11 protein-coding genes and 1 pseudogene are annotated in these 10,595 nt (G+C 71.2%); 11 read left to right on the top strand and 1 reads right to left on the bottom strand.

The genetic code is table 11. The features are described from left to right. The 5 genes from D474_RS0116820 to D474_RS0116800 all read left to right on the top strand — a co-directional run. Nucleotides 1-729, top strand: a 729-nt coding sequence (locus D474_RS0116820; protein ID WP_017614709.1) for an ATP-binding protein, incomplete at its 5' end; no start/stop codon positions are given. 50 nt (nt 730-779) lie between these two features. Then, the gene (gene dprA, locus D474_RS0116815) at nt 780-1,922 is read left to right on the top strand and encodes a DNA-processing protein DprA (protein ID WP_017614708.1); all 1,143 of its coding nucleotides are present in this window, start codon (nt 780-782) and stop codon (nt 1,920-1,922) included. Between the two features lie 64 nt (nt 1,923-1,986). After that, on the top strand, nt 1,987-2,526 hold the full coding sequence (locus D474_RS0116810) for a putative immunity protein (protein ID WP_017614707.1): 540 nt from the start codon (nt 1,987-1,989) through the stop codon (nt 2,524-2,526). Nucleotides 2,527-2,642: 116 nt separating this feature from the next. Next, a complete protein-coding gene (locus D474_RS0116805; protein WP_017614706.1) occupies nt 2,643-2,996 on the top strand; it encodes a RidA family protein in 354 nt (117 codons plus the stop codon). Further along, nucleotides 2,993-3,874, top strand: coding sequence for a tyrosine recombinase XerC (locus tag D474_RS0116800; RefSeq protein WP_017614705.1), 882 nt, complete (start codon nt 2,993-2,995; stop codon nt 3,872-3,874). Before D474_RS0116805 ends, D474_RS0116800 begins: the two co-directional genes overlap by 4 nt. A gap of 232 nt (nt 3,875-4,106) precedes the next feature. Here D474_RS0116800 and D474_RS31125 read toward each other — a convergent pair. After that, nucleotides 4,107-4,535, bottom strand: a pseudogene (locus D474_RS31125) (M23 family metallopeptidase); the annotation flags it as partial. 265 nt (nt 4,536-4,800) lie between these two features. On the opposite strand from D474_RS31125, the gene rpsB reads away from it, so the two are divergent. The 6 genes from rpsB (at nt 4,801) to D474_RS0116765 (ending at nt 10,538) form a co-directional block, all read left to right on the top strand. After that, nucleotides 4,801-5,754 (top strand): 30S ribosomal protein S2, encoded by a 954-nt coding sequence (rpsB, locus tag D474_RS0116790; protein WP_017614703.1) that lies wholly within the window; start codon nt 4,801-4,803, stop codon nt 5,752-5,754. 122 nt (nt 5,755-5,876) lie between these two features. After that, nucleotides 5,877-6,713 (top strand): translation elongation factor Ts, encoded by an 837-nt coding sequence (gene tsf, locus D474_RS0116785; RefSeq protein ID WP_017614702.1) that lies wholly within the window; start codon nt 5,877-5,879, stop codon nt 6,711-6,713. A 273-nt stretch (nt 6,714-6,986) separates the two neighbouring features. Next, nucleotides 6,987-7,712, top strand: a complete 726-nt coding sequence (gene pyrH, locus D474_RS0116780) for a UMP kinase (RefSeq protein WP_040703778.1) — start codon at nt 6,987-6,989, stop codon at nt 7,710-7,712. 67 nt (nt 7,713-7,779) lie between these two features. Then, a complete protein-coding gene (gene frr / locus D474_RS0116775; protein ID WP_017614700.1) occupies nt 7,780-8,337 on the top strand; it encodes a ribosome recycling factor in 558 nt (185 codons plus the stop codon). A 3-nt stretch (nt 8,338-8,340) separates the two neighbouring features. Next, nucleotides 8,341-9,276 (top strand): phosphatidate cytidylyltransferase, encoded by a 936-nt coding sequence (locus D474_RS0116770; protein WP_017614699.1) that lies wholly within the window; start codon nt 8,341-8,343, stop codon nt 9,274-9,276. A gap of 80 nt (nt 9,277-9,356) precedes the next feature. Beyond that, the gene (locus D474_RS0116765; protein ID WP_040703775.1) at nt 9,357-10,538 is read left to right on the top strand and encodes a pyridoxal phosphate-dependent aminotransferase; all 1,182 of its coding nucleotides are present in this window, start codon (nt 9,357-9,359) and stop codon (nt 10,536-10,538) included. The last annotated feature ends 57 nt before the right edge of the window (nt 10,539-10,595 follow it).

Here is a 10,595-nt window from a genome sequence, read left to right as displayed (position 1 = left end):
CCCCCCCCCCCCCCGCCGTTCGCCGCGCCCCACCACACCTCCACGCGCGCCGCGATCATCGGCGGGGGAAGCGGTCACGCGGTGCCCGGTTGGGTGTCCAAGGCCCACCACGGGGTGCTGTTCGTCGACGAGGCGCCGCAGTTCGGGCGCGGGGTTCTGGACTCCCTGCGCGAACCCCTCGAACGCGGGGAGGTCGTGCTGGCCCGCGCGGCCTCGACGGTGACGTTCCCCGCCCGGTTCCAGCTCGTGATGGCCGCAAACCCGTGCCCGTGCGCCAAACCCGGCATGCTGTGCACCTGTGCCGCGGGTGAGCGGCGACGGTACTTCTCGCGCGTCTCCGGGCCGCTGCTGGACCGCATCGACCTCAAGGTGGAGCTGCAACCGGTCTCGCGCGCCGAGCTGCTCGCCGACAGCGCCTTCGCGGAGTCCTCCGCCGTCGTCGCCGAGCGGGTGCAGGCCGCCCGCGTGCGGGCGGGGGAGCGCCTGGCCGGGACGCCGTGGCGGACCAACGCCGGCGTCCCCGGCACTCGCCTGCGGCGGGAGTTCCCCGTGCGGCCCGAGGCGTTGCGGGTGCTGGGGAGGGCGATGGACCTGGGGCAGATCAGCGCACGCGGCGTGGACCGTGCTCTCCGTGTGGCCTGGACCCTGGCCGACCTCGCCGGCCGTGACCGGCCCGGCGAGGAGGAGGCGGCGTACGCGTTCGCGCTCTGGTCCGGACGTGCAGGGTGATCCGGTGCGCAGGGGAAGACCACAGGCAGGGGAAAGAAGAGGAGCAGCGGGTGGGTGAGAGGGACGACGAGGTCTGTGCGCGGGCCTGTCTGACGGCAGTGTCCGGACCGGGCAACACGTGGCTTGCGGACCTGCTGGCCGAGCACGGGGCCGCGCGGGTGTGGGCAGCACTGGCGTCCGGGCAGGGGCCTCCTGAGACCGACAGCGTGGACACCGAGGCCGACCCCGAAGCGCGTCCGGCCATGGAGCGCACCTGGAATCGCTGGCGCACCCGGGCCGAGCGTGTGGACCCCGACGGGCTCCTTGGCGACTCCGCCGAGTTGGGGGTGCGGTTCGTCGCACCGGGCGACGCCGAATGGCCCGGGCGCCTGGACGGCCTCGACCCCGGCCCGTACGGCCTGTGGGTGCGCGGCGGCGGCGACCTGCGTAACCTCTGCCTTCGTTCCGTCGCGCTCGTGGGCGCCAGGGCCGCGACGGCCTACGGCGAGCACGTGGCCTCCGAGATGGCCTACACGCTGGGAGAGCATTCCGTCATCACCGTCTCCGGCGGCGCCTACGGCATCGACGGTGCCGCACACCGCGCGGCCCACGCGATCGGAGCCACGGTCGCGGTGCTGGCCTGCGGACTCGACGTGGACTACCCGCGCGGGCACGCCGCGCTCTTCGCCGACGTGGCCCGCCGCGGTGCGCTGGTGAGCGAACGGCCCCTCGGTGCCACCCCCCGCGCCCCGGACTTCCTCGTCCGCAACAGGCTCATCGCAGGCCTCACACCCGGCACCGTCGTCGTCGAGGCCGGCCGGCGCAGCGGGGCGCTCAACACCGCGACGCACGCCGCCTCCATGGACCGCGCGGTGATGGCGGTTCCGGGGCCGGTGACCTCCGCGCTGTCCGTCGGGTGCCACACGCTCCTGCGCGGGCACGGCGCGTTGTGTGTGACCAGCGCCGAGGACGTCCTCGAACACCTCGGGGACGGCGCCGCCCCCGAGAGCTCCGGCCCGGTGCGTGTGGAGGCCGACCTGTCCCCGGAGACCGAACGTGTGCTGTCAGCCGTGCCCCGCGCAGGTGCCGGCACCGCCTCCATCGCACTGGAGTGCGGGGGAGACCTCGAGGGCACCATGCGCGCCCTCGGTGTGCTCGCCGCCGCAGGGCTCGTGGAACGCTGCACGGCGGGCTGGCGCACACCCCGCGTGTGAGCGTGCCGTACGCGGGCACGGCGCCGGGGCGGAGAAGAGCTGGCTCCGTAGGAGAATTGGGGCCATGACCACCGTGGCCGGGGACTTCACGCTGACCATGGGCGAACTGCGCGCCGTCGCCCGCTACGTGGCCGAGAGCGCGCAGGAACTCCTCCCCGTGTTCGAGGAAGCCCACCCCGACGACCTCCGACCGCGCGCGGCCCTCGACGCGGCGTGGACGTTCATCGGCGGCGAGCGGCGCACCAAGCTCCAGCGCACCACTGCCCTGGACGCGCACCGGGCCGCCAAAGAGGCCCGCACCGAGCCCGCGCGCCTGGCCGCGCAGGCTGCGGGCGACGCCGCCTCCGCCGCGTACCTGCACCCCATATCCCGGGCCACGCAGGTCGCCCACATCCTCCGCGCCGCCGCGTGTGCGGCCCGCGTGGCCGAGCTGGACGCCGACGGGGGCGCAGCTGCAGGGAAGGGGATCCTCGAACGTGCCGGGGAACGTTCCGGACCCGTGCTCCGCGACGTGCTGCGCCGCTACCCCCGCGCACCCGAGGGCAGGACCCGGGTCGCCCACCTCATGAGCGCTCTCGACGCGTCCCTGCGCGCCATGCCCTGACACGGGCCCCGTCGGCACGTGCCCGCGGCGTGACAGGCCCCGGACTCGCCCGGATCCGGCACCGCCGCAGCCGCGCACGGGGGTACAGGCGGCCCGCAGACGGGTACGTTGCGGCCATGGCCAAACCGTACAGTGACGCCCTGGTGGCCCACGGCCCACTGCTCTTCCTCTCCGGTCAACTCCCCAGGACACCCGACGGCCACGTGCCCGGCGACGTCGCGGGCCAGACCCGGCAGATCTTCGCCAACATGGAACGCCTCCTCACCGACCACGGCGCCGGCCTCGGCGACCTGGTCAAACTCACCTACTTCCTGCGCCACGTCACCGACCTCGACGAGTTCCGTTCGGCACTGCTGCACTGCCTGCCCGAGGGGCACCGGCCCGCCGGAACCCTCGTGGAGGTCAGCGGGCTCGTCGACCCCGGCTACCTCGTCCAGGTCGAGGGCATCGCGGCGCTGGGGGAGCGGTGAGCGTGCTCGACCGGTTCCGCACCCACCTCACGCACGAGCTGGGGCGGTCACCGCACACCGTCCGGGGGTACCTCGCGGACCTGCGCGCGCTGCTCGCGCACCTGGACGAGACCGGCCAGGAGCTCGGCGAGCTCGACGTCCCCCTGGTGCGCGCGTGGCTCTCGCGTGCACGGGAGGCGGGCGCGAGCCGCTCGACCCTGGCCCGCCGGGTCGCGGCCGTGCGTGCGTTCACCCGGTTCCTGAACCGCGAGGGCCTGCTGGAGGAGGACCCCGGACCGCGCCTGTCCGTGCCCGCTCAGCAGCGGAGCCTGCCGACGGTACTGGAGGAGGGCCAGGCCGCCGAGGCCCTCTCCCGCACCCCCGACGCCGACGAGGGCCCGGTGCCCGTCCGCCGCCGTGCGGTCGTGGAACTGCTGTACGCCACAGGGATCCGGGTCGCGGAACTCTGTGCGCTCGACCTGGCCGATCTCGACCGCGCGCGCGAGACCGTGCGCGTCACGGGCAAGGGGCACAAGGAACGCACCGTGCCCGTCGGGACCCCCGCCCTCGACGCGCTCGACGCGTGGCTCACCGGGGCCCGACCGGATCTGCTCACCCGCGCTTCCGGGAACGCGCTGTTCCTGGGGGCGCGCGGCGGGCGCCTGGGTGTGCGCCAGGCCCGCGACGACGTGCACGCCCACCTGCGCGCCGCCGGTGTCGACGGGGCGCCGCACGACCTGCGCCACAGCGCTGCGACGCACCTGCTCAACGGGGGCGCGGACCTGCGCACGGTGCAGGAGTTCCTGGGTCACGCCAGCCCGCGCAGCACACAGGTCTACACCCACGTGTCGGTGGAGCGCCTACGTGACACCTACCGGCAGGCTCACCCCCGCGCCTGACCGTTCTCCCACCCAGAGCCGCACCGCACGCCCTGGCCCTGGAACCCCGCCCCGGGACGCAGCCACGCCCCCGTTCTCGCCGCCCGTTGTCCCCTGGACGCCGCACGGCGCGTAGGTGGAACGCGTCGGGCCCGCCCGGTGGCGCTTCCGGCCCCACCGTCCCTCCCCGCGGCCCCGGCAGGGGCAACAGCCGCACGGGGCCGTGGCCCAGAGGGCCGAGGGGATCCAGATACGCCGACCCCCGCAGCAGGCCGAAGTGGAGGCACGGTCGCCCCTCGCAGTGCGCGGGCTCGGCCACCACTGTCCCCAGCTCGTCGCCGGCCTGCACCGGGTCGCCCCGCGAGACCGAGGCGCGCACCGGCAGGAACGTGGTGCGCAGGTCGCCGTGCGCGACAGAGACGAGGGGCACACCGGCGACCGGTCCGGCGAAGTGCACCACACCGTCGGCGGGTGCCAGGACGGCCTGCCCGACCTCCGCCGCAAGGTCCGCTCCCAGGTGGCCGGCGAGCCACCTCTGCTCGGGCGGGTCGAAGCCCCGAAGCACGTCGGGACGCGGCTCCAGGGGCCACTGCCAGGGGGTATCGGCGGCAGCGGTTCGGATCGGGAAAAAAGGGAACAGCAGGATCGACAAGGTCAGTAGCCAGCGGGTGAGAAGGCCCATGGGACAAGGGTCTGACGAAAGGTGGTGGTCCGCCAGAGGGTGCACCGGACCTGTGGACGAGCACGGGCGGGTCCGGGCTGCTTCCGACGGAGGATAGAATCATCTGTGGCCCACAGGGCCGATCACACTACGCACGTCCACGAGCCTCCCCACGGGGAGGGGCCGGACCTACGGTCCACACCGCGAGAGCGGGTGGCGGCACGGCCGGGGCGTCAGGCACAACCGAAGGCGGGGGAGCACCCCGCCACCGCAGGAAGGACAGGTCATGGCCACAGTCGTGACGATCCGCCAGCTCCTGGAGAGCGGCGTCCACTTCGGGCACCAGACCCGCCGTTGGAACCCGAAGATGAAGCGCTTCATCTTCACCGAGCGCAACGGCATCTACATCATCGACCTCCAGAAGTCGCTGTCCTACATCGACGGCGCCTACGAGTTCGTCAAGCAGACGGTCGCCCACGGTGGCACCATCCTGTTCGTCGGCACGAAGAAGCAGGCGCAGGAGGCCATCGACGAGCAGGCCCGCCGCGTCGGCATGCCCTACGTCAACCAGCGTTGGCTGGGCGGCATGCTCACGAACTTCTCCACGGTCCACAAGCGGCTGCAGCGCCTCAAGGAGCTGGAGGAGATCGACTTCGACGACGTCGCCGGCTCCACGCTCACCAAGAAGGAGCTGCTCAACCTCCGCCGCGAGAAGGACAAGCTCGAGCGTACGCTCGGCGGTATCCGCGACATGTCCCGCGTGCCCAGCGCCGTGTGGATCGTGGACACTAAGAAGGAGCACATCGCGATCAGCGAGGCTCGTAAGCTCAACATCCCGGTCGTGGCCATCCTGGACACCAACTGCGACCCGGACGAGGTCGACTACCCGATCCCGGGTAACGACGACGCCATCCGCAGCGTCAGCCTGCTGACCCGTGTGGTCGCCGACGCCGTCGCCGACGGTCTGCTGGTCCGCTCCGGCGCCTCCGTCGAGGGTTCGGGGGAGCAGAAGGCCGACGAGGAGCCCCTCGCCGAGTGGGAGCGCGAGCTCCTCGAGGGCAAGGAGGCCGCCCCGAAGGAAGAGGCCGCCGAGGCCGCTCCGGAGGAGACCCCGACCGTCGCCCCGAACGACGAGGTCGCTGCTGAGGCCCCGGCCGAGCCCGCCGCCCAGGACTCCCCGGTCGACGCCCCCGAGCAGGCGCCCGAGGGCGACGCCGCCGAGAAGGCCTCCGAGGCCTAGTCCCCGGCCGGCTCCAGCCGAACGGTTTCGCCGCCGCCCCGCCCCTCGGGCGGGGCGGCAACCGGGGCGGGTGCACCCGCCCCGTCCATCACAGACTTTCACTTCCGAGGGAAATTCCGACAATGGCGAACTTCAGCGCCGCGGACGTCAAGAAGCTGCGCGACATGACCGGTGCGGGCATGATGGCCTGCAAGAAGGCCCTGACCGAGGCCGACGGCGACTTCGACCAGGCCGTCGAGGCCCTGCGCGTCAAGGGAGCCAAGGACGTCGGCAAGCGCGCCGAGCGCACCGCCGCCCAGGGCACCGTCGTCCTCAAGCAGGCGAGCGACAGCAAGGCCACGCTGGTCGAGCTCAACTGCGAGACCGACTTCGTCGCCAAGAACGAGCAGTTCATCGCCCTGGCCAACGAGGTCGCCGACTTCATCGCCGCCCAGGACACCGACGACCTCGCCACCGTCAAGGCCGCCGAGATCGAGTCCGGCAAGAGCCTGCAGGACTTCATCGAGGGCAAGAGCGCTGTCATCGGCGAGAAGCTCGAGCTCAGCAACATCGCCACCTTCGACGGCGCCTACGTCGCGACCTACCTCCACAAGTCCGACCCGGACCTGCCCCCGACGATGGGCGTCCTGGTCGAGCTGGACAAGGCCGACGAGGAGCTGGGCAAGGACCTCGCGCAGCAGATCGCCGCCATGGCTCCCAAGTACGTCAGCAAGGACGAGGTCCCCGCCGACGTGGTCGAGCACGAGCGCGCGATCGCCGAGCAGACCACCCGCGAGGAGGGCAAGCCCGAGCAAGCGATCCCCAAGATCGTCGAGGGCCGCCTCAACGGTTACTTCAAGGAGGCCACCCTGCTGGGCCAGGCCTTCGTGAAGGAGAACAAGAAGACGGTGCAGAACGTCGTCGACGAGGCGGGCGTCACCGTCAAGCGCTTTGTCCGCTTCAAGGTCGGCCAGGCCTAGGAACGTTGACATGATGGGGGTGCCGGGGAGAGTTCTCCCCGGCACCTTTGGTGGATCAGGCCCTGTTCGGTGGGCGCCTTCCTGGTCATCGGTGCCCGCCGAGCAGGGCCAAAGGCCGGTTTCGGCGCAGCACAGTGCCGGGCCGCGACGATCAGGGCGGGTCTCGGCGCCGCGTGCGCCCTACCGCGACAGACACTCGGGGGACCCCGCACCGTGCGGGGACGACAAGGGAGGCCTCAGGCCGTGACGGAAGAGACGAACACCGAACCCGCCATGCACGACTCCGGTTGGAAACGGGTCATGCTCAAGCTCTCCGGGGAGGCGTTCGCCGGCGGCGGGGATCTGGGGATCGAGCCCGAGATCGTGCAGTACGTCGCCGAGTCCATCGCCGAGGCGGTCTCCGAGGGGATTCAGGTCTCCGTCGTCGTCGGCGGTGGGAACATGTTCCGCGGTGCCCAGCTCACCGAGGGCGGCATGGAGCGCGGTCGTGCCGACTACATGGGCATGCTCGGAACCGTCATCAACTGCCTCGCCCTGCAGGACTTCCTGGAGCGTCTGGGTGTGGACACGCGCGTGCAGACCGCGATCCACATGAGCCAGGTCGCCGAGGCCTACATCCCGCGCCGTGCCGTCCGCCATCTGGAGAAGGGCAGAGTGGTCATCTTCGGTGCCGGTCTGGGCGCACCCTTCTTCTCCACCGACACCACGGCCGCTCAGCGTGCGCTGGAGATCGGTGCCCAGGCCGTGCTCAAGGGCACCCAGGTCGACGGGGTCTACGACTCCGACCCGCAGCGCAACTCCGGCGCGGTCAAGTTCGACAAGCTCAACTACAACGAGGTCCTCACCCGCGGCCTGAAGGTCATGGACGCGACCGCGGTCAGCCTGTGCATGGACAACGGCCTGCCGATCGTGGTGTTCGACCTGATGAGCCAGGGCAACATCCTGCGTGCGGTCCGCGGTGAGAAGATCGGCACCATCGTCGGCCCGTCCGCGTCCTGACGCCCTGGCGAAGGGCCGCGGGGCCACCCAGCCAACGAACACCAAGTCGAGTTCCGGGAGCGCCACAATGACCGAAGAAACCCTCCTCGAGGCCGAAGAGAAGATGGATAAGGCCCTCGGGGTCGCGAAGGAGGACTTCGCGACCATCCGTACGGGCCGCCCCACCCCGGCGACCTTCAACAAGATCACCGTCGACTACTACGGTGCGACCACGCCGATCCACCAGCTGGCCTCCTTCTCGGTTCCCGAACCGCGCATGGTGGTCATCTCTCCGTTCGACGTGAGTGCGCGGACCAACATCATCAACGCGATCCGCAACAGCGACCTGGGTGTGAACCCGTCCGACGACGGCCAGATCATCCGCGTGGTGTTCCCGGAGCTGTCCGAGGACCGCCGCAAGGAGTACGTGAAGGTCGCGCGCAGCAAGGCCGAGGACGCCCGCGTCTCGATCCGCAACGTGCGCCGCCGCGCCAAGGACACCCTCGAGAAGGCGGTCAAGGCCGGCGACCTGGGTGAGGACGAGGCCCACCGTGCGCAGGGCGAGCTCGACGAACTGGCGCAGAAGCACGTCGCCGGTGTGGACGAGCTGCTCAAGCACAAGGAATCGGAACTCCTCGAGGTCTAGCCAGTGACGAAACCTTCCGCCGGCTCCGGAGGTGGCGAGCACTCGCCGGAGCACAGACCCGACGAGGGATCGCACGCCGATTCCGAGCAGGCCGACGGGCAGCGTTTCGTGCTGCACAAACCGGGGGGCGAGCCGGTGCGTACCGGCCGCAACCTCCCGGTGGCCATCGCGAGTGGCGTCGTGCTCGGCGCGCTCGTGTTCTTCTCCATCTTCCCCTGGCCGCAGCTGTTCACCATCATCACCTCGATCGCGGTTCTGCTGGGGCTGCGCGAGCTCAGCCGGGCGTTCGGACGCCAGGACGTCGGCCTGGCCCTGGTGCCGCTGGCCGTGGGCGGCGTGGCGATGCAGCCCGCCGCGTACTTCGGCGGTCCCGCGGTGCTGCTGGGGGTGACGGCGCTGACCGCGGTGGTCGCCCTGTCGTGGCGGCTGCGCGGTGGCGCGGACCGGTTCGCGTCCGATTCCGCCGCGAACATGTTCACCCTGATGTACCTGCCGTTCCTGCTGGCCACGTGGCAGTTGCTCGTCTCCCACCCGGGGGACGGACAGTTCTGGCTGGTCACGTTCATCGTGGTGACCATCTCCAGCGACATCGGCGGATACTTCGCCGGGATCCTGCTGGGCAGTCACAAGATGGCGCCGGTGATCAGCCCGAACAAGACGTGGGAGGGCTTCGGCGGTTCCGTGCTGGCCTGCGCGATCGCGGGTGCCCTGTGCGTGACGCTGATGCTGGACGGCCCCTGGTGGGTCGGTGTGGTGCTGGGGTTGGCCGTGGTGGCCGCCGCGACCGTCGGCGACCTCATCGAGTCGCTGCTCAAGCGCGACCTCGGCATCAAGGACATGGGCCGGTTCATGCCGGGCCACGGCGGAATCATGGACCGCATGGACTCCCTGCTCATCGCGGGCCCCGTGGTGTGGGTGGTGCTCAGCCTGCTGCTGTGAGCACACCGGCCGCAGGGCACGCACGCGGAAGGGGGCCGACCGGGATGTCGGCCCCCTTCGGCTGTCGATACGCTCGTGGTGTGGATGAACCGCTGATCGAGAGAATGCGCTCCTACGGCGAGACGATCTTCGCCGAGATGACGCGCCTGGCCACCGAGACCAAGTCGGTCAACCTCGGGCAGGGATTCCCCGACACCGACGGGCCCCGTTCCCTGCTGGAGGGTGCCAACCGGTACGTGCTCGAGGGGGTGAACCAGTACCCGCCCGGGCCGGGACGACCGGAGCTGCGCGAGGCCGTGGCCCGGTACCGCTCGCGCCACCACGGCATCGAACTCGACCCCGAGACGCAGGTCTACATCACCGTGGGCGCGACCGGCGGCATCGCCGCGTCGCTGCTGTCCCTGGTGGAGCCGGGCGACGAGGTCCTCGTCTTCGAGCCCATGTACGACTCCTACGCCGCCGTCATCAGCCTGGCGGGCGGGGTGCGCAAGCCGGTGCCGCTGCGCCGCGACGACACCACGGGGCGTTTCACCTTCGACCCGGCCGAGCTGAACGCCGCGGTCGGGCCGCGCACGCGCGTGGTCATCGTCAACACCCCGCACAACCCGACCGGTGCCGTCTTCGACACCTCGGAGCTGGAGGAGATCGCGAAGGTCTGCCGCGAGCACGACCTCATCGCCGTCACCGACGAGGTGTACGAGTTCCTGACCTTCGACGGCGCGCCGCACGTGCCGCTGGCGACCCTGCCGGACATGGCCGAACGCACCCTTTCGATCTCGTCGGTGGGCAAGACCTTCGCCGTGACGGGGTGGAAGACCGGGTGGGTCATGGGCCCCGAACCGCTGGTTCGGGCCGCGCGCACCGTCAATCAGTTCCTCACGTTCTCGGCCAACGGCGCGCTGCAGCTGGCGATCGCCGACGCGTTCGAGGATGAGGAGAAGTGGGTCGAGCAGCAGCGCGACGCGTTGCAGCGCAAGCGCGACCGGCTCGCGGAGGGCCTGGTCGAGACCGGGTTCGACGTACGCCCGTGCGAGGGCACCTACTTCCTCATGGCCGACATCCGCCCCCTCGGATACTCCGACTGCGAGGACCTCGCGCGGGCCCTCCCGAGCGAGGCCGGGGTCGCCGCGGTGCCCGCGAAGGTCTTCTACGACCACGAGGAGGAAGGCGCGCATCTGCTGCGCTTCGCCTTCTGCAAGCAGGACGAGGTGCTGGACGAGGCCATGGCGCGGCTGCGCCGTTGGCACTCCGACCGCGCCTGAGGCCCGACCTGCGGGGACGCTTCTATGTCAAGCGGCGGGCCCGTAAGCCCTCTGCCC

This window comes from Nocardiopsis salina YIM 90010 (assembly GCF_000341025.1).
In the GTDB taxonomy this organism is placed as follows: Bacteria; Actinomycetota; Actinomycetes; order Streptosporangiales; family Streptosporangiaceae; genus Nocardiopsis; species Nocardiopsis salina.
Note: the sequence above shows the minus strand (reverse complement) of the source record. Positions and strands in the feature narration are given on the sequence as shown.

Excerpts from the sequence above, each read along its gene's own strand:
- tsf (WP_017614702.1), top strand. The coding sequence starts at position 5,877 with ATGGCGAACTTCAGCGCCGCGGACGTCAAGAAGCTGCGCGACATGACC.
- D474_RS0116805 (WP_017614706.1), top strand. The coding sequence starts at position 2,643 with ATGGCCAAACCGTACAGTGACGCCCTGGTGGCCCACGGCCCACTGCTC.
- rpsB (WP_017614703.1), top strand. The coding sequence starts at position 4,801 with ATGGCCACAGTCGTGACGATCCGCCAGCTCCTGGAGAGCGGCGTCCAC.
- D474_RS0116810 (WP_017614707.1), top strand. The coding sequence starts at position 1,987 with ATGACCACCGTGGCCGGGGACTTCACGCTGACCATGGGCGAACTGCGC.
- pyrH (WP_040703778.1), top strand. The coding sequence starts at position 6,987 with ATGCACGACTCCGGTTGGAAACGGGTCATGCTCAAGCTCTCCGGGGAG.
- frr (WP_017614700.1), top strand. The coding sequence starts at position 7,780 with ATGACCGAAGAAACCCTCCTCGAGGCCGAAGAGAAGATGGATAAGGCC.